The 25512-nt window shown below is 70.2% G+C and carries 24 protein-coding genes; 17 read left to right on the top strand and 7 right to left on the bottom strand.

The annotated features are described in order from the left end of the window. Positions 1-299 precede the first annotated feature (299 nt). Positions 300-905, top strand: a complete 606-nt coding sequence (locus UA75_RS28045; RefSeq protein ID WP_075742790.1) for an exonuclease domain-containing protein — start codon at positions 300-302, stop codon at positions 903-905. Positions 906-1077: 172 nt separating this feature from the next. On the opposite strand, the gene UA75_RS33510 is transcribed toward UA75_RS28045, so the two are convergent. After that, entirely contained in the window at positions 1078-1242 is a 165-nt protein-coding gene (locus UA75_RS33510) for a hypothetical protein (RefSeq protein ID WP_157434468.1), read from the bottom strand. Here UA75_RS33510 and UA75_RS28035 point away from each other — a divergent pair. The 3 genes from UA75_RS28035 (at position 1241) to UA75_RS28025 (ending at position 5338) form a co-directional block, all read left to right on the top strand. Next, positions 1241-2257, top strand: coding sequence for a transcriptional regulator (locus UA75_RS28035; RefSeq protein WP_075742789.1), 1017 nt, complete (start codon positions 1241-1243; stop codon positions 2255-2257). The two genes, UA75_RS33510 and UA75_RS28035, sit on opposite strands and share 2 nt — an antisense overlap. Before the next feature lie 253 nt (positions 2258-2510). Next, positions 2511-3134, top strand: coding sequence for a uracil phosphoribosyltransferase (gene upp / locus UA75_RS28030; RefSeq protein WP_075742788.1), 624 nt, complete (start codon positions 2511-2513; stop codon positions 3132-3134). Positions 3135-3736: 602 nt separating this feature from the next. After that, a complete protein-coding gene (locus UA75_RS28025; protein WP_075742787.1) occupies positions 3737-5338 on the top strand; it encodes a glycosyl hydrolase family 18 protein in 1602 nt (533 codons plus the stop codon). A gap of 293 nt (positions 5339-5631) precedes the next feature. Here the strand turns inward: UA75_RS28025 and UA75_RS28020 are convergent, their stop codons facing one another. Further along, on the bottom strand, positions 5632-6237 hold the full coding sequence (locus UA75_RS28020) for a TetR/AcrR family transcriptional regulator (protein ID WP_075744305.1): 606 nt from the start codon (positions 6235-6237) through the stop codon (positions 5632-5634). Between the two features lie 182 nt (positions 6238-6419). Between UA75_RS28020 and UA75_RS28015 the strand changes: the two genes are divergently transcribed. The 4 genes from UA75_RS28015 (at position 6420) to UA75_RS28000 (ending at position 8577) form a co-directional block, all read left to right on the top strand. Then, positions 6420-6626 carry a ribbon-helix-helix protein, CopG family gene (locus tag UA75_RS28015; protein ID WP_075744304.1) on the top strand — a complete coding sequence of 69 codons (207 nt, stop codon included), beginning with the start codon at positions 6420-6422 and terminating at the stop codon, positions 6624-6626. A 10-nt stretch (positions 6627-6636) separates the two neighbouring features. After that, positions 6637-7032 (top strand): type II toxin-antitoxin system death-on-curing family toxin, encoded by a 396-nt coding sequence (locus tag UA75_RS28010; protein ID WP_075742786.1) that lies wholly within the window; start codon positions 6637-6639, stop codon positions 7030-7032. Between the two features lie 163 nt (positions 7033-7195). Further along, entirely contained in the window at positions 7196-7594 is a 399-nt protein-coding gene (locus UA75_RS28005) for a MerR family transcriptional regulator (protein ID WP_075742785.1), read from the top strand. Beyond that, complete coding sequence (locus tag UA75_RS28000) at positions 7591-8577, top strand: aldo/keto reductase (protein ID WP_075742784.1); 987 nt, start codon at positions 7591-7593, stop codon at positions 8575-8577. The genes UA75_RS28005 and UA75_RS28000 overlap by 4 nt, the downstream gene beginning before the upstream one ends. A gap of 203 nt (positions 8578-8780) precedes the next feature. Here the strand turns inward: UA75_RS28000 and UA75_RS27995 are convergent, their stop codons facing one another. From UA75_RS27995 to UA75_RS27985, 3 genes are all read right to left on the bottom strand, one after another. Then, positions 8781-10631: a phospho-sugar mutase gene (locus UA75_RS27995; RefSeq protein WP_412459541.1), complete on the bottom strand. Its 1851-nt coding sequence runs from the start codon at positions 10629-10631 to the stop codon at positions 8781-8783. 41 nt (positions 10632-10672) lie between these two features. Next, on the bottom strand, positions 10673-11449 hold the full coding sequence (locus tag UA75_RS27990; RefSeq protein WP_075744303.1) for a purine-nucleoside phosphorylase: 777 nt from the start codon (positions 11447-11449) through the stop codon (positions 10673-10675). Positions 11450-12049: 600 nt separating this feature from the next. Next, positions 12050-13948 carry a serine/threonine-protein kinase gene (locus UA75_RS27985; RefSeq protein ID WP_257787490.1) on the bottom strand — a complete coding sequence of 633 codons (1899 nt, stop codon included), beginning with the start codon at positions 13946-13948 and terminating at the stop codon, positions 12050-12052. Positions 13949-14070: 122 nt separating this feature from the next. Between UA75_RS27985 and UA75_RS27980 the strand changes: the two genes are divergently transcribed. The 8 genes from UA75_RS27980 to mnhG all read left to right on the top strand — a co-directional run bounded on the left by UA75_RS27980 (position 14071) and on the right by mnhG (position 22281). Then, on the top strand, positions 14071-15663 hold the full coding sequence (locus UA75_RS27980; RefSeq protein ID WP_232237505.1) for a methylmalonyl-CoA mutase: 1593 nt from the start codon (positions 14071-14073) through the stop codon (positions 15661-15663). A gap of 340 nt (positions 15664-16003) precedes the next feature. Continuing rightward, positions 16004-18538, top strand: a complete 2535-nt coding sequence (gene mbhE, locus UA75_RS27975) for a hydrogen gas-evolving membrane-bound hydrogenase subunit E (RefSeq protein ID WP_083684169.1) — start codon at positions 16004-16006, stop codon at positions 18536-18538. Next, positions 18535-19080, top strand: a complete 546-nt coding sequence (locus tag UA75_RS27970) for an MnhB domain-containing protein (RefSeq protein ID WP_075742781.1) — start codon at positions 18535-18537, stop codon at positions 19078-19080. Before mbhE ends, UA75_RS27970 begins: the two co-directional genes overlap by 4 nt. After that, positions 19077-19508, top strand: coding sequence for a Na(+)/H(+) antiporter subunit C (locus UA75_RS27965; RefSeq protein WP_075742780.1), 432 nt, complete (start codon positions 19077-19079; stop codon positions 19506-19508). Before UA75_RS27970 ends, UA75_RS27965 begins: the two co-directional genes overlap by 4 nt. Beyond that, positions 19505-21037 carry a Na+/H+ antiporter subunit D gene (locus tag UA75_RS27960; RefSeq protein WP_075742779.1) on the top strand — a complete coding sequence of 511 codons (1533 nt, stop codon included), beginning with the start codon at positions 19505-19507 and terminating at the stop codon, positions 21035-21037. Before UA75_RS27965 ends, UA75_RS27960 begins: the two co-directional genes overlap by 4 nt. Further along, complete coding sequence (locus UA75_RS27955; RefSeq protein WP_232237504.1) at positions 21034-21654, top strand: Na+/H+ antiporter subunit E; 621 nt, start codon at positions 21034-21036, stop codon at positions 21652-21654. The genes UA75_RS27960 and UA75_RS27955 overlap by 4 nt, the downstream gene beginning before the upstream one ends. Before the next feature lies 1 nt (position 21655). Continuing rightward, entirely contained in the window at positions 21656-21922 is a 267-nt protein-coding gene (locus UA75_RS27950; RefSeq protein ID WP_075742778.1) for a monovalent cation/H+ antiporter complex subunit F, read from the top strand. Then, the gene (gene mnhG, locus UA75_RS27945) at positions 21919-22281 is read left to right on the top strand and encodes a monovalent cation/H(+) antiporter subunit G (protein ID WP_075742777.1); all 363 of its coding nucleotides are present in this window, start codon (positions 21919-21921) and stop codon (positions 22279-22281) included. The genes UA75_RS27950 and mnhG overlap by 4 nt, the downstream gene beginning before the upstream one ends. A 221-nt stretch (positions 22282-22502) precedes the next feature. Here mnhG and UA75_RS27940 read toward each other — a convergent pair whose 3' ends face one another. Both UA75_RS27940 and UA75_RS27935 read right to left on the bottom strand, forming a co-directional pair. Next, entirely contained in the window at positions 22503-23978 is a 1476-nt protein-coding gene (locus UA75_RS27940; RefSeq protein WP_075742776.1) for a PH domain-containing protein, read from the bottom strand. After that, complete coding sequence (locus UA75_RS27935; protein WP_075742775.1) at positions 23975-24484, bottom strand: PH domain-containing protein; 510 nt, start codon at positions 24482-24484, stop codon at positions 23975-23977. Before UA75_RS27935 ends, UA75_RS27940 begins: the two co-directional genes overlap by 4 nt. A 98-nt stretch (positions 24485-24582) precedes the next feature. Between UA75_RS27935 and UA75_RS27930 the strand changes: the two genes are divergently transcribed. Then, positions 24583-25224, top strand: coding sequence for a TetR/AcrR family transcriptional regulator (locus UA75_RS27930; protein ID WP_075742774.1), 642 nt, complete (start codon positions 24583-24585; stop codon positions 25222-25224). The last annotated feature ends 288 nt before the right edge of the window (positions 25225-25512 follow it).

Genomic DNA, 25512 nt, shown 5'->3' with positions numbered 1-25512 from the left:
CGGACGGTGTGATGAGGTAGCAGCGGAGCGGGCTCGGTGAACAGCGCGTGGTGTGAGGCGGGTCGGGTGGCGCCGGGCAACAGAAAACCACTGGTCCGGATTCGGGGGCTGTGGGCGAAGGTGAGATCAGAGCCTCCGGCGCAGGTGGAGCGTCCAGCCGTGGGCGTGCGGGTCGGCGGCGGAGCGGCCGCGCTACTACCTCCAACACGCGCTCGGGTTTCAGGTCCACGATGTAGCCCATCCGCACCGCAACCGGCGGCATGGGCGGGCTGAGATCGGATGGAAGGGAACCGGCGGAAATGACTGACTGGACGAGCCTTACCTATGTGGTCGTGGACGTGGAAGGCAATGGTCGGCAGCCCCCAGACCTTGTGGAACTGGCGGTGGTGCCGATCTACGGTGGTGTCATTGGTGAGTCGGCGAGTTGGCTGGTGAAGCCTGATCGGCCGATTACGCATTTCGCGCGCAAGATTCACGGCATCACTAACGATGACGTGACCGACGCCCCGACATTCGATGACGTCAAGGCCGACGTGTTGGACGCGCTGAACGCGCACGGTCTCAGGGCAGACGGGTTGATCGCGCATAACGCCCATGTGGATGTCGGGGTCTTGCAACGCAAGCTCGGGGATTGGGAATGCCCGGAAATCTTCGACACTCTCACACTCGCCCGTCGCCTAGTGCCGGACGCCGATAGTTACAAGCTTGGCGCTCTGGTGGACGCGTTCAAGCTCGCCGAGGGGCTGCCCGATGGACTCGCGCCGCACCGCGCGATCTACGACACGTTGGTGACTGCGCGGCTGTTCGTGCGCCTGGCGACCCGGCAGGACACGCGCCCGCTGACGCTGGAAGAGCTGCGCGACAAACCGGGAGGGGTCAAGGATGACACTCCGTCCCTTTTCTGACCGCGATCGTGGGTTGTTCGTCTCGGTGGATTGCCCCAGCAGGGCGGGTAAGTCCACTGTCGTGCAGCACTTGGCGCAACTGCTCGTTGCGTCCGGGTGGAGACCGTGCACACCACGGCCGAACCCTCTACCGGTCCTATCGGCGCGTTGGCGCGCGAGTTGACCGAGACCGTTACCGGCCGCGCCTGGTGGTGGGCGTAGGGACGGTCCGGGCGGCGTCGGCGTCGGTGGTGACGGGCTGCCTTACCTGGAGCGGATTCTGGGTGTCGAGTTCGTTGACGATCCGCCTGCTGACGCCGTGACTGCGACACTGGCTCTCGCCGAGGATCGACATCATGGACCGACGCGGGTTCCTGACTGCCACCAGCGCGGCAAGCCTGAGCATGCTGGGCCTGACCGATTCCGACGCGGTGACCCGTCAGCTGAGCCGTGCTACCGGATCGGTGCGGGTCGGTGCGGGCGAGGTGACCGCGATCCGCACCATGACCACCACCCTGGGAGACGCCGCCGCAGAGCTGGGCGGGGGACACGCCCGTCACTTGGCCGTGCGCTACCTCGTCGAGGACGTCGGCCCATGGCTGGCAGGCCGCTACACCGACCGCGTCGGACGGGAACTGCGCGCCGCCACGTCCGAGCTGACACACCTGGCCGGTTGGATGGCCCGGGACGCCGGTGCCGACGACCTCGCCGCGCGGTACTACGACCACAGCTACCGCCTGGCCACCGAAGTCGGGGCCGGGGCCGAGGAACTCGCGGCCACCGCACTACGCGGTCTGGCCGAACGCGCTACCGACGCAGGCGACATCCCGACCGCACTGGCCGTCGCGGAGGCCTGCGCGCAACGCGGCCGTGACCTCGCCAACCCGAAGGCCAGGGCGTACTACGTCACCACCCATGCCCGCGCCGCTGCGGCAGCCGGGGACCGCATCACCGCATCTCGGCTGTTGAGTGCGGCGCAGGCGGCGATCGAGACCGCCCCGACCACACCAGGTCGGTCCTGGGCCTCGCACTACAGCCATGGCCGCTGGGCACACGACGCCGGGATGATCCTTGCGAGGCTGGGGGACCACCGCGCCGCAGCGGAGCACCTCCACCTCGCCCTGGACATCCACGGCCTGGACCGCCGCCGCAGCCGCGCCCTCGTCCTGGCAGACCTCGGTGGAATCCAGCTCGCCCAGGGCGCCGTCGATGCGGCCCTGGCCACCTGGACGGAGTTCCTCGACGTCGCAGACGGCGTCCGATCGGTACGCATCACCGACAGCATCGGCGCCATCGGCACCCGCCTGCCTGCTACCGCTGGCGCCGAGGAACTGCGCGAGCGGATCGCCGGAGAGTCGGGGCTGCCCGGCTGAACTCAGGAACAGCCGGGTCGGCTGTGGCAGTCAGCTTCGTATGGGCACCGAGTTCGCGTGGCGGCGCGCCGAGCGCGGCCACGGTGCGAGACCTGGGCGGGCGGCGCCGCGTGTGGGGGGAGACACGCGAGCCTGCGTACCGTCGCCTCGGGCGACCGGCGCCGTGACAGACCCGGCGGGACACACCGGACGTGACGCTCGCCGCCCTCGCGCTCGCCCGATCGGGTGGCGCGGGCGGTTACCGTATCCGGTCATGGACCTGCTCGTCGTGGATCACCCGCTGGCCAAGGCCAGGCTCAGCACCATGCGGGATGCCCGCACCGACAGCCCCACCTTTCGGGCGGCACTGCATGAGCTGACCCTCATGCTGGTGTACGAGGCCACCAGGAACGCCCCGGTGGTCACCGAGCGGATGCACACCCCGGTCGCCCGCACCGACGGGTACCGGCTGAAGAATCCGCCGCTGTTGGTGCCGGTGCTTCGGGCGGGTCTCGGCATGGCCGACCAGGCGCATCAGCTCATCCCGGACGCGCAGATGGGCTTCGTGGGCCTGGCCAGGGACGAGGAGACCCTCCAGCCGACCCCGTACCTGGAGTCGCTGCCCGCCGACCTCTCGGGCCGCCCGGTGTTCGTGCTCGACCCGATGCTGGCCACCGGCGGATCGATGGAGTACACGATCCGCCTGCTCACCGATCGCGGCGCCACCGATGTCACGGCGCTGTGCGCGCTGGCCGCGCCGGAGGGGATCGAGCGGCTGCGTGCCATGGCGGCACCGCCTCGGATCGTGACCGCCAGCATCGACGAGCGTCTGAACGAGTCGGGCTTCATCGTCCCGGGCCTGGGCGACGCGGGGGATCGGCAGTACGGCGCCGTCTGACGTCCGTTGTTCCGCCCCGGCGGCCGAGGGTGTGCCTCGGTCGCCGAGGGCGAGGATCGTCTCCCTGCCGCACGCCGACGCCGGGTTAGAAGACGAGCCCGGTTCTCCGCGAGCCGAATCCGACTCCTGCCGTTCTCACCAGGGTTCGGCCCGCCTCGGCCGTCCAGAGCCGGGGCCTCCGGGCCGGACCACGGCCCGATGACGACGTCGCGCGCCGCGTCTCCGCCGCCCGCCGCCTCGCCCAGCCCGGTCGCCTGCCGCCCCGGTCCGGTGCACGTCCGCCCGAACCGGAGAAGCCGCCGTCCACCGCGACGTCCGCCCGTTGTCCGGCCGATCTCGCTGGGCCGATCGAGTGAGGCGACTGGTCTAGACCTTGACATGGAGTGGTCTGGACCACATCGTCAGATCATCGATCGAGAGCCAGTGCACTTCCCGGAGCCTCCTTGGTCGAGCGGTGTCCCCACGCTCGGCGCGCCACACCGCCTTCCCGGCACCTGATTCTCAAGCGTTCCCCGACCGAGCCCTGCGTCCGTTCGGCCAGGCGAGCTGCCCGGCCTCGGCGCCGCACCGGTCGGTCCGGTCCCGAATCGCTAGGAGTGTCCATGTCCAGACCGAGACGTCGATGGCAGTTACCCGTCCTGGCCGCCGCCGCCCTGCTGACCGCGGGCGTCACCACCCTTCCCGTGACGGCGCAGGAGCGCAGTCCTGAATCGATGACGCAGGCGTCCCAGACCTCGGATGCCGCGCTCGACCAGGACGGCTACCGCAAGATCGGTTACTTCACACAGTGGGGTGTCTACGACCGGAACTACCTGGTCAAGAACATCGACACCTCGGGGTCGGCCGCATCGCTGACCCATATCAACTACGCGTTCGGCAACATCACCGAACAGGGCGAGTGCTTCCAGGCCAACCAGCTCGGGCAGGGCGATGCCTGGGCGGACTACCAGCGTCGCTACACCGCCGAGCAGAGCGTGAGCGGCGTGGCAGACGTCTACAACCAGCCGTTGGCAGGCAACCTCAACCAGCTCCGCCAGCTCAAGGAGAAGTACCCGCACCTGCGGGTGCAGATCTCCTTCGGCGGCTGGACCTGGTCCCAGCACTTCTCCAACGCGGCGGCCACCGCCGAGTCCCGTCGCGCCCACGTCGAGTCCTGCATCGACATGTGGATCCGCGGCGACCTGCCGGTCATGGGCGGCGACCCGCAGGGCGGCCCCGGCGCCGCGCTCGGCGTCTTCGACGGCGTGGACCTCGACTGGGAGTGGCCCGGCTCCGAGGGCGCGCCGGGCAACGTGATCCGGCCGGAGGACCGGGAGAACTTCACGCTGCTGCTCCAGGAGTGGCGCACCCAGCTCGACGCGATCGGCGCCGAGCACGGCAAGGAGTATGAGCTCAGCGCGTTCCTGCCCGCCGACCCGGAGAAGGTCGACCTCGGCTTCGACGTGCCCGCGGTCTTCGAACAGCTCACCTTCGGGACGCTGCAGGGTTACGACTATCACGGCGGCTGGGACCCGACCACCAACCACCAGTCCGCGCTGCGGCTCGGTGAGAACGAGCCGGGGCCGCTGTTCGTCTCCGGCGAGGTGGTCGTGGACAAGTGGCTCGACGAGGGTGCGCCCGCCGACAAGCTCGTCCTCGGCGTCCCGTTCTACAGCCGAGGCTGGACCGGCGTGACCGGCGGCGGCGACGGTCTGCACCAGCCTGCCGCAGGTCCGGCACCCGGCCGGTACGAGGCGGGAATCAACGACTACAAGCTGATCAAGCCGTTGGTGGGCTCCTCCACGCTGCACCGAGATGAGGCCACCGGTCAGGCCTGGCTGTTCGACGGCAGCACGTTCTGGACCTACGACGACCCGACCGAGATGGTGCGCAAGGCCGACTACGTCCGGGAGCGCGGCCTGTCCGGCGCGATGATCTGGTCGCTGGACGGCGACACCCCGGACGGCGAGCTGATGGCCGCCCTCGACGGCGAACTGCCCAGCGACCCGAACCCGCCCGGCGAGCCCGGTGAACCCGGGGAGCCGGGAGAGCCCGGCGAGCCGGGCGACTGCACGGCGGCGGCGTGGAGCGCATCCGGCGTCTACACCGCCGGTGCGGTGGTCTCCCACGGCGGCCACGAATGGCGGGCGAAGTGGTGGACGCAGGGCGAGACGCCGGGCACCACTGGTGAATGGGGCGTCTGGGAGGACCTGGGAGCCTGCTAGACCCGGAACCCGACCCCCGACGGGCCGCCTCGTCTGGTAGGTCTCGGGCGTGAAGGGCATCGGTCAGCCACCCGGTGCCCTTCACGTGACCCTGCGGCCTTCCGCCCGAGCCGAGCGGCCGTGCCGAGCGGCCGTGCCGAGCGGCCGAGCCGAGCGACCACGCCGCGTGGATCGGCCATCGCCGCGAACGGGCGAGGTGCCGGGCGGCGTGAGTCGGCAGGGGCGTCGGGACGGGACCGGCGAAACCGTCGTCGGGCGGCACCGGACCTGCCATGCGACCGGCGGTCGAACCGTCAGGCCGCAGGCCTCCTGCGCCAGCCCCGGATGTTCGCCGTGAGCGCCTCCCGACAGATTCCCGCCGAGACCTCCACCGCCGCGAAGCCGCCGTCCAGCTCCAACGAGACGAGACCGTGGACCATCGCCCAGCAGGCGTAGGCGATGTCGTGTGCGGGGCGGTCGACGAGCAGGCCTTCCTCGATGCCGCGCTCCACGGTCGCCACGAGGGGGCGCATCGCCTCCGTCGCGGCCTGGGTCGCGGCCTCGTCGGCCTCCAGTGCCGTCGAACCCGAACGCTGGAACATCACCGCGTACAGATGCGGATCGGCCAGCGCGCTGCCCCGATAGGCCATGCCGAGTTCCAGCAGGTCCTCGGTCGGATCATCGGTGCGTGCGACGGCGTCGAGCCGCCTGCGCAGTCGCTGGAACGCCTCGATGTACACCGCCCGCAGCACGGCGGCCTTGCTACCGAACAGCGAGTACACGGCCGTGGTCGACGTGCCTGCGTCGGCCGCGAGTCGGCGCAGACTCAGACCCTCCGTGCCGTGGGTGGAGATCAGCTCGCCTGCCCGATCGAGCAGCCGTAGCCGCAGCTGGTCATCGTGAATCCGGGGCCGAGCCATCCTGCGAGGATAGCCGGCACGGCCCGGACCGAGGTCGGGCTCGGCGCCTCGTCGCAGGTTCTCGCGGGCCGTCCGGCCGCCATGGGGCCGCCGGACCACCGTGGTCCGAACGCCGATGCCGCCCGGTGGCGCGCAGAAATCGTCCTGGAGCGCGGTGATACCACTCCGGTACCATGGCGGGCATGGCGATGACACTGCGACTCACCGACGAGGAGAACCGCAGGCTTGCGGAACTCGCCGCGTCCGAGGGTCGGTCCAAGCAGGAGATCGTCCGGCTCGCGCTGGCCGATCGGTGGTCCAGGCAGCAGCGCGACGGCGAGCTGGGCGAGGTCCTCGGCCGGGTGCTGCCGCGCTATCAGGGTCTGTTGGACGGGCTGGGCCCTGCCTGAGTCACCCGACATGACGACCGAGTACCTCGATGCCAGTGATCTCTTCGTTCTCGCCACCGCGGTCACCGGCGGTGATGTGGTGGTGCGTGACCTCGGCCTGCTCGATGCGGCCGCCCACCGGCCTCGTGCGGTCGTGCTGGGGATCGAGGCCTACGAGACCCTGTGGCTGAAGGCCGCGGCGCTGCTGGACTCGCTGGTCCGCAGCAGGCCGCTCGCCGAGGGCAACTGGCGTCTCGGCTGGGTCGCGGCGGTCACGTTATGTGACATCAACGGCTGGTGGATCGATGCGGAGGACGAGGTCGCGATCGATCTTGTCCGGCAGGTCTCCGCAGGCACGCTGGAGCCACGCGAGCTGGCGGGCCGCCTCGAAGGCTGGGCAGTCCCCAAGGCCGCCGAGCCCGACTGACCAGCAGATCTTCCGCCGGGTGCCGGCCTCGTCGCCGCACCTCCGTGCCATCCGGGCGACCGGGCACCGCCGTCGGAGGCCCTCGATCCGGAACAATCTCGTCGCCGACGGTCACACCCGAAGCCTTGTGCTGGAGTGCACTCCAGCTCCTACTGTCCTCAACGTGAGTTACTCGATCGCACAGGCGGCAGCACACAGCGGGCTGTCGATCGACACCCTGCGTTATTACGAACGCATCGGGCTGGTCGATCCCCCGGCGCGAGACAGCGCCGGGCGGCGGGCGTACTCCGACGAGGACTTCCGATGGCTGTCCTTCCTGACTCGGCTGAGAACCACGGGGATGCCCATCCGGTTGATGCGGGAGTACGCGCGGCTTCGGCTCCTCGGCGGCGGAACCGCATCGCGCCGCAGGCAGATCCTGGCCGACCATCGCAAGGAGGTCGGCGACCGGATCGCCGAGTTGCAGACCTGCGCCGACATCCTGGATTTCAAGATCTCCCATTACGAACAGATCGAGCGCGGCGGGCAACCGACGTCTGACGCTCAGGAGGCGACCGCATGACCTTTCCGGAACGCAGGCTGGGCGCACTGACCACCTCGGCACAGGGCCTCGGCTGCATGGGGATGAGCGAGTTCTACGGGCCGGGTGACGACACCGAGTCCATCGCCACGATCCACCGCGCCCTCGAACTCGGCGTGACCCTGCTGGACACCGCCGACATGTACGGGCCGTCCACCAACGAGCAGCTGGTCGGCCGGGCACTGGCAGGCAGGCGTGACCAGGCTGTGCTGGCCACCAAGTTCGGCTTCATCCGAGGCAGTGACCCCAAGGCCAGGGGCGTCGACGGCAGCCCCGCTTACGTCCGCAAGGCCGTGGAGGGCTCGCTGGGTCGACTCGGCGTGGACCACATCGACCTCTACTACCAGCACCGCGTCGACCCGAACGTGCCGATCGAGGACACCGTCGGCGCGATGGCCGAGCTGGTCGCCGAGGGGAAGGTCCGCCACCTGGGTCTGTCGGAGGCAGGCGCCGCGACCATCCGCCGTGCCCACGCCGTGCATCCGATCGCGGCGGTGCAGTCGGAGTGGTCGCTGTGGTCCAGGGACATCGAGGCCGAGGTCGTGCCGACCTGTCGTGAGCTGGGCATCGGTCTGGTGCCGTACTCGCCGCTGGGCCGGGGTTTCCTGACCGGCAGGTTCACCGCGACCGAGGACTTCGGGGCCGAGGACTTCCGGGTCGACCAGCCTCGCATGTCGCCGGAGAACCTCGCCCACAATCTCGCGCTCGTGGCGGCGCTGCGGGCCTTGGCGGTCGAACGGGGCGTCACTGCGGGTCAGCTCGCGTTGGCGTGGGTGCAGCACCAGGGCACGGACGTCGTCCCGATCCCCGGCACCAAGCGGCGTCGCTATCTGGAGGAGAACGCGGCCGCCGTGGACATCACGCTCAATGCCGAGGAGCTGGCGCGCATCGAGCAGGCCGTGCCCGCCGACCAGGTGGCGGGCACTCGGTACCCCGAGGCGGGCATGCGGATGCTCAACGGCTAACGCTCGAACGCCGGGGACGGCGTGTTCCGGCCGGGCGGTGGAACTCGGCGCCGCAACCGGGCGGGACAGCCGCCCGGCGGGACGAGAGTGCCGTCCGACGAGGGCGACCGGACGCCGTGACGACGCGCGGATCCACGTGCGTCGTCACGGCCTCGAGTTCCTGGTGACCGGCCACGAGCTCGTGGTGACCGTCGATCGGCACCTCAGCCGAGCAGGGCGGCGACCTCGACGCGGAGCGCGGCGATCCGGCCCTGAGCGCGTGCCCTGGCCGCCTCGAGTTCCGCGGTCCCCGCGCCTGCCTCGCGCGCCGGGTCGGCCGCAGGCGTTCCGGCGCCGCTCTCGGTGGACCCGCCGTCGGCCGCCGGGCCGTTCGAGACGGGCTCGACCACCTCCAGGTAGGCCTTCACCTTCGGCTCGGTGCCGGAGGGCCGCACCACCACTCGCAGCCCCGCCCCACGCAGCACGATGACGTCCGAACGCGGCAGCAGGTCTTCGGCCTCGACGTCGACGCCCGCCAAGGAGGTCGGGGTCGCGGTGCGCAGCTGTCGCATCACTCGGGTTCCGGCGGCGACCTCGGGCAGCCGGACCGAGAGCTGCTCGGTGAGATGCACGCCGTGGCGGATCGCCAGCTCGTCGAGCACGTCCCACAGGTTCCGGCCCGTCGCCCGCAGCCAGGCCGCCAGGTCCGCGCCCAGCACGGCCGCTGAGATGCCGTCCTTGTCTCGCACCGAGTCCGGCGCCACGCAGTGGCCCAGCGCCTCCTCGTAGGCGTAGACGAGGCCGGTGCCCGCGCCGTCTCCCGACCGCACCAGCCACTTGAACCCGGTCAGCGTCTCGTCGTAGCGCACCCCGTGCGCGGCGGCCATCGCCTTGAGCTGCGAAGAGGACACGATGGTCGTCGCCACCAACGGGTCCGGATGCGCCGTGCGGTCCAAGGTGGACAGCAGGTGATGTGCCAGCAGCACCCCGGTCTCGTCGCCGCGCAGCATCCGCCACACCCCGTCGCGTCCGCGTGCCCCGAGCGCACACCGGTCCGCGTCCGGGTCCAACGCCACCGCCAGGTCGGCCGAGCACTCCTCGGCCAGGGCCAGCAGCGCGTCCACGGTCCCCGGCTCCTCCGGGTTCGGGAAGCTCACGGTGGGGAAGTCGGGATCGGGCACCGCCTGTTCGGCGACCACGCGGACGTCGGTGAATCCCGCCGACCGCAGCGCCGCCACCAGCGACTCGCCGCCGACGCCGTGTAGGGGGGTGGCCGCGATCCGCAGGCCCTCGCGGTCGACGGCGCCCGGCCCGCCGGGCGCCTGTGTCGTTGTGCCCGGTTCGTTGGTTGTTGGTGTCGTTGTGCCCGGTTCGTTGGTTGTTGGTGTTGTTGTGCCCGGTTCGTTGGTTGTTCGCGTCGTCGTGCCCGGCGAGAGCGCACGTGGCGGAGCGGGCCTGGTCACGGCCGAGGCGGCGGCCAGGTAGTCCTGCACGATCGAGTCGTCGACGACCCCGCTGGGCCGTCCGCGCGGGACGGAGATCGCGGCGGGGGCCGCCTCGATCGCCGCCTCGATCTGCCGGTCGGCGGGCGGCACGATCTGCGTGCCGTCGCCGAGATACACCTTGTAGCCGTTGTCCTGCGGCGGATTGTGCGACGCGGTGATCTGCACGCCTGCGACGGCCCGCAACGCGCGCACCGCGTACGCGAGCACGGGCGTCGGCAACGGCCGGGGCAGCACCCTGGCGTCGAAGCCTGCCGAGGCGAGGACCCCGGCGGCGTCCTCGGCGAACTCGGCCGAGCCGTGCCGGGCGTCGCGGCCGACCACGACGATCCCGCCGCCGTGGCCCTGCCGGGTCAGCCACTCCGCCAGCCCTGCGGTGGCCCGCACGACGACGGAGCGGTTCATCCCGTTCGGCCCGGCCCGCAGCGGCCCGCGCAGCCCGGCCGTGCCGAAGGTCAGCGTCGCCGACATCCGGTCGGTCAGCTCCCGGTGCGCTGCCTCGTCACCGCCCATCGAGCTTGCGAGAAGTCGCTGGAGTTCGGTGCGTGCCTCGGGATCGACGTCGTCGGCCATCCAGCGGAAGGCCGCGTCGCGCAGCTTCGGCGACAGCGGGCTCACAGCCGGATCACCAGCTCGCGCAGCAGGCCGCCCAGTTCGGACGCGGCCTGTCGGCCTGCCTCGACGACCTCTTCGTGGTTGAGGGCCTCGCCAGAGAGGCCTGCGGCGAGGTTGGTGACCAGGGAGAGCCCGAAGACCTCCGCGCCTGCCGCCCTGGCCGCGATCGCCTCCAGCACCGTGGACATGCCGACCAGGTCGGCGCCCAGCGTGCGCAGCATCCTGATCTCGGCGGGCGTCTCGTACTGCGGCCCCGGCATTCCGGCGTAGACGCCCTCGGTGAGGGCGGGATCGATCGTGGCGGCCAGCGCCCGAAGCCTCGGCGAGTAGAGGTCGGTGCAGTCGACGAATCGCGGCCCGGTCAACGGCGAGGCGGCCGTCATGTTCAGGTGGTCGCCGATCAGCACCGGCTGGCCGACGTGCATGCCCGCACGCAGTCCGCCTGCGGCGTTGGTCAACAACACCGTCTGACAGCCTGCGGCGGTCGCGGTGCGCACACCGTGCACGACCGGGGCGACGCCCATGCCCTCGTACAGGTGGATGCGGCCGAGGAGCACCAGGACGTGCCTGCCCTCGACCTCGACGGAGCGCACGGTGCCGCCGTGACCGGCGACGCTGGGCGCGATGAAGCCCGGCAGCTCGTTCATCGAGATCTCGGCGCTCGGCTCGCCGAGCACGTCGGCGGCGGGCCGCCACCCGGAGCCCAGCACGATGGCGATCTCGTGGTGGAGCTGTCCGGTCAACTCGGCCAGCATCGCCGCCGCCGCGCTGGCCACGGCGGACGGGTCGACGTTCCTGGTCGCGGTCGGCGGCGCAGGCGAGACCTCGGGCACTGCCGAGCCTGCGGCGGGGACGGTCGTCACGGGAGGTACAGCGTCATTGCCGGTCACGTCCTGGAGCTTAGAGCCTGTCTTCGGTCCCTCTCCCGTCGTGAGCGGGGATCGGCGTGGATGAGCTGCCAGGCGGAGGAGGGAGCCATGGCGGAGTCATGGTGACCGACGACAACGCCGCAGGTCGCCGCGCCGGCCCCGCGCAACAGGAAAGAGGGGTCGAAGAGAGGCTCTCGGCCTGTCTTCGATCCCTCTGGAGTCGTGAGCAGGGATCGGCGTGGATGAGCTGCCAGGCGGAGGAGGGAGCGATGGCGGAGTCATGGTGACTGACGACAACGCCGCAGGTCGCCGCGCCGGCCCCGCGCAACAGGAAAGTGGGGATTGAAGACAGGCTCTCAGAGGCTGTCGGTCGCCCGTCTCGTCGATGTGCGCTGGATCAGCCTGGTAGCGCCGCGCGGTGGGCGGGGCGGATGTCGCCGGACACGGTCTGGCGCGGCTCCGTCCGACGACGGCGGCGTGGCGAGTGACACGGCTCGGCCTCCGCCCTCAGCGGAGGATGAAGCCGTCCGAGACGTGCTCGAAGATGCGGCTGCCCGCCCCCTCCGTGTCCGTGGGCACCGTCACCGACAGCACCCACAGATCCTCGTTCCTCGGCCGCAGACTGGCGAAGGTGCTGCGCCGCAGTTCGCCTTGGTGGGCATTGCTCGTCAGCCCTCGGTCCACCATCCGATAACTGATCGCCCGATCCGGCTCGTCGCCGTCCTGGTGAGTCCCCAGGGTCGTGTCGCTCTGCATCAGCACCTCGCCGGTACTGCTGGTCGACGTGTTCCCGAGGTATGCGAGGTAGCCCGCGACGTCGGCGTCGGGGTAGAGCCCGACGAAGCGCTGAACGGAGATCATCCGGCTGCCGTCCGGAGAGAGATAGCGGTGCAGGACGCTCGCGCCGAGCTCGCCGTCTCGGTGCTCGTAGAAGGTGAGCCAGTCCGCGGGCACGTCCACCGTGTACCGCCCGGCCGTCGAACCGGCCGAGTCATCGCCGCCCGTTGCGGTGTCGGTGCGTCGCTCGTATCGGGGCTCGGGCGTGCCGGGGCCTCGGGTGCCGTCCGCGTCCCGACCGCTCGACGGCAGCGCGGTCTCGCCTGCCAGCGTCCTGGTGATGGCGAAGCCGCCCGCTGCGGCGGACAGGAACAGCACGGTCGCCAGCAGCAGCGTCGTGAGCCTGCGGCCGCGTCGGGGCCGGTGGGCCGAGGTCCGATCCTGCGGCGGTGCGCGGAACGCGGCGGACCGGGTGCGTGGCGGCGCCTGCTGGGGCGCGGTGAAGGGCAGCGGTCCTGGATCACTGGCCAGCGGCGTGTGCGGAACCGCCGTGGGGGCGGGTCGCCGGATGATCACCGTGTCGGAGTCGGCGGCGTCGTCCTCGACCCGGGGCACCTCCTCGGTGTGACCCGGCTCCTCGGGGCGCGTCGGCGGCTGGTCGTGCTGCACCGGCCGGGCGCAGGCCTGCTCCTCGTCGGACTCCCCGTCCTCGGCGTACTCCTCCTCGGCGTACTCGTCCTCCGCGTGCTCGTCCTCGGCGTCGAGCAGCGCCGAGACGCCCGCCGTCGAGTCCGGCAGTAACGGCTGGAGTCGGCGGCGCACCTCGGCCAACGGCAGGCGCAGTGCGGCATCCTTGACCATCAGTCCGCTGATCAACGGGGCCAGCGGGCCGCCGCAGGTCGGCTGCGGGACGGCGCCGTGCACCACCTCGAACACGGTCGCCACCGGGTCCGCTCCCGAGGAGTACGGCGGCTGTCCCTCGACGGCGGCGAAGAGCGTCGCCCCCAGCGCCCACAGGTCGGCGGCGGGCGTGACCGCGCCACCGGAGGCGACCTCCGGGGCGATGTAGCTCGGGGTGCCCAGCATGAGCCCCGTCGCGGTCAGCGTGGTCTCCGCGACGTTGCGGGCGATGCCGAAGTCGGTGAGCTTGATCTGTCCGTCGCGCCCGACCAGCACGTTGCCCGGCTTCACGTCGCGATGGGTGATTCCGGCCCGGTGCGCGGCCTCCAGCGCGGCGGCGAGCGAGTCGGCGACCAGCGCGGCCTCCTGCCTGGCGAGCGAGCCGTGTCGGAGCAGGACTTCAGCGAGGCTGTTGGAGGGCACCAGCTCCATGACGACGAACGGCTCGCCGTCGTGACGGGCGACGTCGAAGAGCGTGACGACGTTCGGGTGGGAGAGGACGGCGTTGGCCCGTGCCTCCCGCATGGTGCGTTCGCGCAGCTCGTCGGCCTCCGCCGACGGGATGCCCACCGGCAGCAGGACCTCCTTGACCGCCACCTGACGATGCAGGAACTCGTCATAGGCGGCCCAGACCGTGCCCATCGCGCCTCTGCCCAGGAGCTGATGCAGGCGATACCGCCCGGCGATCAGGCGGTCACCATCCGGCGACGGAGTGCTTCTGGTGGGCACGGATTAGTTCTCCCCTCAATTCGGGACCTCTACGTTGTACGTCACGGGACCCTTGACCGTGGATCTATCGACCGTGGGCGCCACGGAGGGTTCACCGACGACCACAGCACAGGAAGGCTTCCATGATGGGTGACGCACGGCGGGCGGAATCCGGATTCGAGATCCGGTCGGTGTACCGGCCTGCCGACGTCGACGAGGAGGCCGGCCCGCCCGAACGGATCGGCGAACCGGGGAGTTACCCGTTCACCAGGGGTGTCTACCCCACGATGTACACCCAACGGCCCTGGACGATGCGGCAGTACGCGGGCTTCGGCACGGCGAGTGAGTCCAACGCCCGGTATCACCAGTTGATCAAGGCGGGCACCACCGGACTGTCGGTGGCCTTCGACCTGCCCACTCAGATGGGCTATGACTCCGACGAGTACATCGCGCACGGCGAGGTCGGCAAGGTCGGCGTCGCGATCGACTCCGTCGAGGACATGCGCACCCTGTTCGACGGCATTCCCCTGGGCGGGGTCTCCACCTCGATGACCATCAACGCGCCCGCGAGCGTCCTGCTGCTGCTTTATCAGATCGTCGCGGAGGAACAGGGCGTCGACCCGGCGAAGCTGACCGGGACGATTCAGAACGACGTGCTCAAGGAATACATCGCGCGCGGCACCTACATCTATCCGCCCGCCCATTCGCTGCGGCTGATCACCGACATCTTCGCCTACTGCAAGGAGGTGCTGCCGAAGTGGAACACGATCTCGATCTCGGGCTATCACATGGCCGAGGCGGGGGCGACGCCCGCGCAGGAGATCGCGTTCACCCTGGCCAACGGCATCGAGTATGTGCGTGGCGCCATCGCGGCGGGCCTGTCGGTCGACGACTTCGCGCCTCGACTGGCCTTCTTCTTCGTGTCCAGGACCTCGTTGCTGGAGGAGGTCGCGAAGTTCCGGGCGGCCCGTCGGATCTGGGCTCGGGTCATGAAGGAGGAATTCGGCGCGACGAGTCCGAAGTCGTTGACGCTGCGTTTCCACACGCAGACCGCGGGCGTGCAGCTCACCGCACAACAGCCCGAGGTCAACATGGTCCGGGTCACCATTCAGGCATTGGCGGCGGTGTTCGGCGGAACCCAGTCGCTGCACACGAACTCCTATGACGAGGCGATCGCGCTGCCGACGGAGAAGGCGGCCAGGCTGGCGCTGCGCACGCAACAGGTGATCGCCTTCGAGAGCGACCTCACCGCCACCGTCGACCCCTTCGCCGGGTCGTACGCGATGGAGGCGATGACCGACGAGGTCGAGGCCGCGACGCTGGCTCTGATGGCGAAGGTCGAGGAGCGCGGCGGCGCGGTGGCGGCAATCGAGGAGGGGTTCCAGAAGTCCGAGATCGAGGAGACCGCGTACCAGAACTCTCGCGAGATCGACGGCGGCGAGCGGGTCGTGGTGGGCCTCAACCGGTTCACCATCGACGTCGAGGAGCCCTACGAGCCGTTGCGCGTGGACCCGACCATCGAGGAGGCGCAGGCCGCCCGGCTCGCCCGGCTCCGGGCCGAGCGCGACGACGCGGAGGTGAAGTCTGCGCTCGCCGAGCTGACCGAGACGGCGAAGGGGACGGGCAACGTGCTATACCCCATGAAGCGAGCGCTCGTCGCGCGGGCTACCGTCGGTGAGGTGTGTCACGCATTGCGCTCGGTCTGGGGGACGTACGTCCCCTCGGAGGTCTTTTAGCGGACGCAAGAGGGTCAAACCCGGTATCGGTGCAGGTCGCAAGCCTGCGCCCAGTGGGCGACGTCGACCGTGAGAGCGGGCTCGACGCCGCTTTCCGCGCTGCCCTCACACCAGTCTCACGCGCTCTCGATCCTCGAGAACGGCGGCGATCGGCTGTGCCGATGCAAGAAGCCCGGTTAAGCGACCGTAGGATTTCCCTTGTCCCGCGCAGTGCCCGACGGACCTGACAGTCCGCCATGCCACGTGCCTGCGTGGGTCGTGACCAGGCGATCCACCCGAGTCACGGAGGAGCGATGAGCGAACTCGACCAGGCGGCGGAGCCGTGCGGGAGGAGGTTCGCGTGCTTCTGCTTGTGACGGCTCACCTGCTGCTTGCGGGCCTGTTGCCCATGCTTGTGCGCAGGATAGGCCGCTGGGCCTTCGCGCTGGCCGCGATCGTCCCGGCCGCCACACTGCTGTGGTCTCTCGGCAGGCTCTCCGCCGTGTTGGGGGGAGAGGCGCCCGTCGAGACCTTCGCCTGGGCGCCGAGCATCGGTCTGGAAGTGGCGCTGCGTCTCGACGCGCTCTCGATGTTGATGATCTTTCTGGTCTCGGGGCTCGGCGCGCTCATCCTCGTCTACTGCGTCTATTACTTCGGCTCGCACGGTGAGGGCATCGGACGGACCTCCTCGCTGCTGCTCGCCTTCGCGGGCGCGATGTTCGGTCTCGTCGTCGCCGACGACCTCATCAGCCTCTACGTCTTCTGGGAATTGACGACGGTCTGCTCCTTCCTCCTGGTCGGACAGGACGGGACCGGCAAGAAGATGCGCCGCTCGTCGGTGCAGGCCCTGTTGGTGACCGTGTTCGGCGGGCTGACGATGCTGATGGGCATCATCATGCTCGGCCACGCCGCAGGCACCTTCCGCATCTCGGAGATCGTCGCCGATCCGCCCGCAGGCGGGGGCGTCACGATCGCCGTGGTGCTCGTCCTGATCGGCGCCTTCACGAAGTCGGCGCAGGTCCCGTTCCACCCGTGGCTGCCCGGTGCCATGGTCGCGCCGACGCCGGTCAGCGCCTACCTGCACGCGGCTTCCATGGTCAAGGCAGGCGTCTACCTGGTCGCGCGGCTGGCACCTGCCTTCGCCGATCAGACCGCGTGGTGGCTGCCGGTGGCGGTGATCGGCATCTGGACGATGCTGATCGGCGGCGTCCGCGCCCTGTTCCAACACGATCTGAAGACCATGCTGGCCTACGGAACGGTGAGTCAGCTCGGCTTCCTCATGGTGTTGACGGGGACCGGCACCTATATCGGCGCCATCGCGGGCGCGACGATGCTGCTGGCGCACGGGCTCTTCAAGGCGGCGCTGTTCCTGATCGTCGGGATCATCGATCACCAGACGGGGACCCGGGACATCCGGAAGCTGTCCGGGCTCGGCAGACGATTCCCCGGCCTGGCCGTCCTGGCCGTGCTCGCGGCGGGCTCGATGGCCGGGCTGCCGCCGATGCTCGGTTTCCTCGGCAAGGAGGCGGCCTTCCAGGCGCTCCTGGAGAGCGGGGGCACCGTCGATCTGCTGGTGCTGGCGGGACTGGTCGTCGGTTCGGTGCTGACCGTCGCCTACAGCATCCGGCTCGTCTGGGGCGCCTTCGGCGACAAGCCCGGCGTCGAGCCGATCGCCGCTCCCTCCCCGGCCCTGGGACTCGTGCTTCCCGCCGCGATCCCGGCGCTCGCCGGCCTGGTGCTGGGGCTGTGGTCGGCCCCGGTCTACGGGCTGGTGACGCCCTACGCCGAGGCGTTCCGCTCCGGAGGCGAGAGCTATTACCTGGCGCTGTGGCATGGATTCAACCTGCCGCTGCTGCTGTCGGTGGTAGTCGTGGTGCTGGGCGTGCTGCTCTACCGGCTCCGTGAGCGGTCCAGCGCCGAGAGCGGGCCGCAGATCCCGCACTTCCTGCAGGCGCAGACGCTGTACGACCGCTCGGTCCTCTCGCTGGAGGTGATCTCCTACGGCGTGACCGGCCGACTCCAGGTGGGTTCGCTGCCCACCTACCTCGGCATCATCCTGCTCACGATGTTGTTCATCCCCGGCACGGCGGTGCTGACCGGCACCACGTTCCTCGGGGAGCAGCAGCTCTGGCACTCCGCGGTGCAGGTCCCGCTCGCCGTGTTGGTGTGCATCGCGGCCATCGCCCTGACGATGGTGCGACATCGCATGACGGCGGTGCTGCTGACCGGTGCGATCGGCTACGCGATCGGCGCGTTCTTCATCGTCGACGGAGGCCCGGACCTGGCGCTGGCTCAGTTCCTCGTCGAGACGCTGACCCTGGTGGCCTTCGTGTTCGTGCTGCGGAAGCTGCCCGCGCGGTTCACCCAGATCGAGTCGGCCAAGCGGCTGCGGTGGCCGAAGGTGGTGATCGCGGTGGCGGCGGGCGGCTTCGTGGCGATCTCCACGGTGATCTTCTCCGGTGCGCGGCAGGCGCCGCCCACCTCCAGCGAGGAGTACATCGCCAACGCGCCGGAGGGTGCACACGCCACCAACGTGGTCAACGCGATCCTGGTCGACTTCCGAGCCTTCGACACCGTCGGTGAGATCACCGTGCTCGCGGTGGCGGCCACCGGGGTGGCGAGCCTGATCCTCGCCGTCCGCCGGACCAGGACGCCGTCGCTGCCCGAGACCGACGATCAGGCCGTGCTGGCGACGCCGGGCGGCGCAGGCGCCAGCGGCGGCGCGGCGGGGGAGGACGCCGCGTTCGAGGTCGGTGACAGCCCGGCGGCACAGGCCATCGCACGGGACTCGGCGAACGGCCCCACCGAGGCGGGCCGACAAGACGCCTCATCCGCTGCGGACGGGTCGGAGTCCCCGGACTCGAGGCCGACGAACGACGAGGAGGGACGACGATGACCGGTTCCATGGCGCGGCGGCTGTCCTGGGAGGACTGGGACACGCCGCGAGAGGCCTGGCTGCTCGCAGGCGACGCGCGGGACGGTCGGGAGCGTTCGGTGCTCCTCGAGGTCGCGGTGCGGCTCCTCTTCCCGACGGTCCTGGTGCTCTCCCTCTACCTGCTCTTCGCCGGGCACAACCGCGCGGGCGGCGGCTTCTCCGGCGGACTGGTCGCGGGCCAGGCCTTCGTCCTGCGTTACGTCGCGGGCGGGCCGTTGGAGATGCGCGAGGCCGTCCGGCTCCGGCCGCCGGTGATCATCGGGCTCGGGTTGAGCCTCGCGGTCCTCTCGGGGCTGGTGCCCACGTTCTTCGGCGGTGTCGTGCTGGAGACCACCTATTTTCAGGCCACCCTGCCGGTCCTGGGCGAGGTCACGTTCGTGACCAGCCTGTTGCTGGACATCGGGGTGTACGTGCTGATCGTCGGGGTGGTCATCGACCTGTTGCGGACCCTCGGCGCGGGAATCGAGGAACAGCTCGTGCGAACGCGGAGGGTGGCGCGATGACGGGGGGCTCGATCAACCTCGTCTTGGCGCTCACGCTGGGCGTCCTGTACTCGGTCGGCTTCTATCTGATTCTTCAGCGGTCGCTGATGCGGATCGTCATCGGCACCGTCATCATCGGCCACGGGGCGAACCTGTTCCTCCAGGCGGCGGGTGGGCCGCCCGGCAGGGCGCCGATCATCAACGGGGTCCCCGTCGAGGAGATGACCGACCCGTTGCCGCAGGCGATGGCCCTGACCGCCATCGTGATCACCTTCGCCCTGTCGACCTTCCTTCTCGCTCTTGCCTATCGCTCCTCGGTGCTGCTCGGCCATGACGAGGTACGCGACGACGTCGAGGACCGACGAATTCGACGTCTCCAACAGCGGCTCTCCGAAGACGAGGACGACGACGACTCCGAGACCGACGACCAACAGGAGGCCGTTCGGTGAACGTGCTCGTAGCGCTGCCGGTACTGCTCCCCCTGCTGGCGGCGGCCCTCTCGCTGGTCCTGGGCAGCTTCGCGAATCTGCAGCGGATGCTCGGGGTGCTGGTACTGACCTTCATCGCCGTGAACGCGGGCTTCCTGCTGTACATAGCCGACCGGGACGGGCCGGTCGTGCTCCAGATGGGCGGCTGGGCCGCGCCGTTCGGTATCACGCTGATCGCCGACCGGCTGGCCGCCCTGCTGCTGCTCGTCTCGGCGGTCGTCATGCTCGCGGTGCTGATCTTCTCGATCGGCCAGCGGATCACCGACTACGGTCGGGACACCTCCAGCACTGCGTTCCACCCGATGTACCTGGTGCTGTGTGCGGGCGTCGCCCTCGCCTACCTGACGGGCGACCTGTTCAACCTGTTCGTCGCGTTCGAGATCATGCTCGCCGCGTCCTACGTGTTGATCGTCCGGCGCACCACGGCCACCCGGATACGTGCCGGGATGACCTACATCATCGTCAGCCTGACCTCGTCGCTGCTGTTCATCACCATGATCGGCCTGGTCTACGCCGCGACGGGAACGGTGAACCTCGCCGACCTGGCGGGTCGGGTCGGTGACCTGCCGCCCGGAATCCAGACCGCGCTGGCGCTGATGATGGTCGTGGTGTTCGGCATCAAGGCGGCGATGGTGCCGCTGCACTTCTGGCTGCCCGACAGCTATCCGACCGCTCCCGCGCCCATCACGGCCATCTTCGCCGGGCTGCTGACCAAGGTCGGCGTCTACGCGTTGATCCGAACCCAGACCCTGGTCTTCGACCATCAGCAGAGCTGGACGCTGATGCTGATCATCGCCCTGGTGACGATGATCATCGGTGCACTGGGCGCGATAGCGCAGAACGACATCAACCGGCTGCTGTCGTTCCTGCTGGTCAGCCACATCGGGTACATGTTGTTCGGCCTGGGGCTCTACGACGTGATCGGCCTGGCGGGCGTGATCCTCTACGTGGTGCACCACATCACCGTCCAGGCCGGGCTGTTCCTGGTCAGTGGTCTGCTCACCCGACATACCGGCACGGTGGCGCTGCGCAGGATGGGCGGCATCGCGAAGGCGTACCCGCTGGTCGCGGTGTTGTTCGCGCTGCCTGCGCTGAGCCTGGCGGGCATCCCGCCGTTCTCGGGCTTCGTGGCGAAGCTGGTGCTGCTCCAGGGCGGCGTCGGTGTCGGGACGACGACGGCCTACGTCGCGACGGCCGCCGCCGTGCTGACCAGCTTCCTCACCCTGTACGCCATGGCGCGGATCTGGGTCCTGGCGTTCTGGGGCAAGGCGCGCGCGCCGCACGCCGACCCGGACCCGACCGACGAGCTGATCATCGGCACCGGCTCGACGTCGAAGTCGATGGTCGTCGCCACCGGGTCGCTGGTCGTCTTCGGCGTGCTCATCGCGGTGTTCGCCGGACCGTTGTCCGAGATCAGCGCCCGCGCCGCCACCGACCTGCTCGACGGCGGCCCCTACGTGACCGCTGTGCTGGGAGAGGACGCGGGATGACCATGACACGCAAGGCTCGTCGCCACGCCTGGCTGCGGTTGCCGCTGATCCTCTGGCTCACCGTGGTGTGGGTGCTGCTCTGGGGCACGCTCGACGTCCCGACCGCGCTGGCGGGGCTGATCATCGCGATCGGGGTGGTGATGACCTTCCCCATGCCCGCGATCGCGACTCGCCTGCGGGTCCGCCCGCTGCGGCTGCTGTACCTGCTGGTCTGGCTGCTGGTGGACCTGTTCACCTCGGCCCTGCAGGTCGCCTGGGAGTCGATCCGGTACGGCCCGCGCACCAAGGCGGGCATCATCGCGGTGCCGGTGCCCTCCGACATCGATCACGTGGTGGTCGCCGCGGCCAACCTCGTCTCGCTGGGTCCCGGCAAGTTCGTCCTGCAGATCGATCGATCGCAGAGGGTCTTCTACGTCTATGCCGTCGGACTCCGAGACAGCGCCCACGCGGACCGGGTCCGGCGTGAGGTCCTGGGGTTGCAGCGCCTGGTGGTGCTCGCCATCGGATCGGACGAGGACGTCCTGGCCCTGGACCACCTGGTGCCGCCGAAGTCGGCGGACACCCCGGAAGCACTCGGCGATCGGGCCGGGGGCTCCACCGGCAGAGAGGACGGCTGAGATGGAGATCGTCTTCGCGATCACGTTGGCGCTGCTCTGTGTGGCAGGCCTGATCATCGTGGTCCGGCTGGTGCGGGGGCCGACGACGCTCGACCGCATCGTGGCGGTGGACGTGTTCGTGATCCTGATCGTCGGCGGCACGGCGGTGGGCATGGCCGTCCAGGCCGACGGCTCCAACATCGCCCTGCTCGTCGCGGTGACGCTGCTGGGCTTCGTCGGCTCGATGACGGCCGTGCGAATGGTCGAGCGGAAGGGGACGCATCGATGAGCCTCGCGGATGTGGTGTCCTCGATCTGCCTCATCGGGGGCGCGATGTTCTGCGTCCTCGGTGCCCTCGGTGTGTTGTGGTTCCCCGACGTCACCTCCCGGCTCCAGGCCGCCACCAAGCCGCAGACTCTCGGCCTGCTGCTGCTGTTGATCGGCACCGCGATCCAGCTGGAGTTCATCTACGCCTCCGGGCTGATCCTGGTCGGCCTGTTCCAGATGATCACCGCGCCGGTGTTGTCGCAGATGGTGGGGCGGGCGGCCTACCGCTCCGGTGCGATCCGGTCGGAGTCGCTGGTGATCGACGAGCTGGGTGAACGACTGGCCAAGGAGAAGCGCGGGGAGAGCGGCTCGGTGGGCTGAGGTCGGGCGCGGCGGCCCTCGGCCGGGGCGGCGCGGGTCGCCGCCGAGGCGGTGGGCATCGGCGGCCTTGCCGCCCCGACCGGCTTGGTGGGCGCCTTCCCACCTCGGGCTGTGCGCCGATCGATCCGTCGTCGATCGCCACGGGGGTGCGCTTCCGCCGGTGTCCCGCCGTCCGGCGCCGTCCCGCCCGGCGACGTCGGATCGCGGCGACGCCCTCGACGTCAGTCGCGGATCAGGAACGGCGTGATGAGTCCGCCGACGGCGTGCCGGGCGAACTCCAGCCCCTCGTCCTGATCGGTGTCGGGCACCCGGTACGCGCCGTTGCCGCCCGCGATGGTGGCCGTCAGGTTGATCAGACTGCTGCGGCGTTGGAACGGGGACCGGCTGATCGTCACGCCGATGACGTCGGTGCGCCGCAGGGCCGTCGTGCACCGGCTCACCGACCCCTTCCTGGACACCAGGAACTCGGCGTCGTGGGCGTGGCCGAGACTGCGGTAGGCGTCCAGGGCCAGCAGCAGGGCGACGGGCAGTGCGAATCCGGCGAACCACCAGCCGATGTGCAGCAGGACGTCGGTGAGCAGCACGCCGAGCAGGAGCAGCACGGCGAGCGGTGCCGCCACCCCGGCCAGCGCCCAGCCGATCCGGCGTCGTCGGGCCGCTCGAGGATGGGGCCGCAGATCAACCGCGTCGACGGGGAAGGCCTCGCGCCCGATGATCCGAGCCGCGACCTGCCGCGCAGGCGACCAGCGCACCGGGGGGAGCAGGGTGCTGCGGTCCTTGCTCTGCTCGTCGTCGTCGCGGCCGAGTCCGGTGGCGACGGCTCGAACCGAGGCGGCGCCCGCCCAGCGCAGCGACAGCGGCTCCCGGAGCTGCACGCCGATCAGGCGGCTGCGTTCGAGGGTGATGTTCCGGGTGGTAAGCAGGCCGCGCCGCACCTGGATCGCAGCGGGCGACAGGGTGAGCCGATGCCGCCACCACGACTCGACGTAGAGCGCGACGGCGGCCACCGTCCCGATCGCCAGCGCGAGCAGGACCAGCCCGCCGATGCTCAGCCACAGCGGAAACTCCGCGAGCGTCGCGAACGCCGCCGGGATCACCGTGCCGTCCACGTCGACGCCGAGCATGTCGAGCAGTTCGTAGCCGCCGCCGAACGCGGCGAGCCCGAGCAGCGGGTTCACGAAGGAGAAGGGCGCGAACCGCAGCCAGGCGATCTCCCAGCGGGCCAGCACGACGGTCTGCCGCTCGGTCGCCTGCCGAGGAAGCAGCGCTGCCCGGAGCTCGTGAGCCACCGACCGCCCGAGCGCGAAGACGCGCAGCGCCGAGTCCTCGTCGGTGACGTTCTCCCCGGTGCCGATGCGGACGCTGGTCACCCCGAGCAGCCTGCCGAGCGGCTCGGCGGTGGCGTCCACGCTGCGTACCCGATCGAGGGACACGCTGCGCCTGCTGCGGAAGACGACGCCCTTGCGCAGTTCGAAGCGGCCGTCCGCCACGCGATACCGGGTCATCCGTGCCCGCAGCACCTCGTACAGCGGAATCAGGATCGTCGGCGGCGCCACGCTCAGCCAGATGATCCAGCCCGGTACGCCCCGATAGATCAGCAGCGCGGTCACGGGTAGGACGAGTGCGAAGAGGTAGCCGCAGCTCACCACGGGGGTGCGTGGGTCGATGCGATGCCAGCGCTCGTCGGCGGCGGTCATGTCGCGTCTCCCGTCACGTCCTCGGCGGCCTGGGTCTGCTCGGTGAGCCGCTCGGCGATCTCCTCCGCCAGGGTGTGATCCAAACCCGCGATGGTGAGTGCGCCGCGCGCCGAGGCGGTGGTGACGGTGACCGTCGCGAGCCCGAACATCCGCTCCAGCGGGCCGCGCAGGGTGTCCACGGTCTGAATCCTCGCCAGCGGGGCGATCCGCGACTGTTCCCAGAACCACCCGCTGCGGGTGTAGACGGCGATCTCCGTGGTCTCCCAGCGGTGCACGCGGTACCGCCAATGCGGCATCACCAGCAGATACGCCAGTCCCGGCACGGCGAGGACGCAGGCGGGCATGGCCAGCCAGAACCTCGCGGGTTCGATGAGCCAGGCCAGCAGGGCGAGGAGCAGCACGGGCGGGAGCGCGAGCAGGACCGCCCTGGCGGACCACCACCCGACTGCTCGGCGGTCGAGCCGGTGTCGGGGCGGTCGTAGGCGGAACGGTCGTGCGGCGGCCATGGCGTCGCCTCTTCCTGGAACGGCGGTAAGATCGATACGATTGTATCGGTAAATCGATACGCCTGTATCGATGATGGGGAGACTGGAGGTTTCACCAGGTGGCGAGCACCGCGAATCGGGCGGAGCGACGGCGGCAGATCGCGGCGGGGCTGCTGCGCGTCGTCGTATCGGAGGGCATGGACGCGGCCTCGATGCGGGCGGTGGCCACCGAGGCAGGGGTTTCGCTGGGGATGGTCCAGCGGCTCTTCGAGACGAAGGACGAGCTGCTGCTGTTCACCTATCGCGCGTGCATCGACGCGATGGCCCGCCGGATCACCGAGGCGGTGGAACAGCGGCAGCAACAGCCGTTTCTCATCCTGCTGCGGGCCGCGCTGCTCGCCGCGCTGCCGATGGACGAGGAGCGGCGCGCGGACTGGCGGTTCATCATCGCCTTCGGTGAACGCTTCGGCAGCCGTCCCGAGATCGCCGAGATGATTGCGGAGGACGACGTGCAGTCCTATCGAGACATGCTCGCTCTTCTGCAGGCGGCCGAGCAGATCGGCCAGATCCCGGCAGGCCATGACCTGGAGGGGGCGGCCCGGCTGCTCCGGCTGCTGTCGGAGGGAATGACACTGTCCCTGCTCGCCGGTCGCGACGGCTCGGTGGCGGCGGCGACGCGCGGGCTCGACACGGCGCTGGCCCTCCTCCGCGGGGTGCCGGTCGGTGCGGCACCGGATGACGACACCGCGCCGACCGAGTGAGTCGATCCGCGACCGCCGTGCAGAACGAGGCGGGCCTGCCTGGTCCGGCGGCCGACGGGGCACCCCCGCCGCCGGACTCGACCTGACCTGACCCGGTCCGGTCGCCCGGCCGGCAGTCGCCGACCGTGTCCCGCGAATCCCGGCGCCTGTCGTCGACTGACGTCGGAGGCCCGCCACATCCTGCGGTGTCGGCGCTGCTCACCGCGTCTGGCCCGATGACGACGGCGACGCGACGCCGTCAGGCGTCTGTCAGGCTCGGCCGCCGCGTCGGGCGGTCTCCGCAGAGGA

Origin of the sequence: Actinoalloteichus sp. GBA129-24 (genome assembly GCF_001941645.1) — a bacterium.
GTDB lineage: Bacteria > Actinomycetota > Actinomycetes > Mycobacteriales > Pseudonocardiaceae > Actinoalloteichus_A > Actinoalloteichus_A fjordicus.
This window is presented reverse-complemented; position numbering and strand designations above follow the sequence as displayed.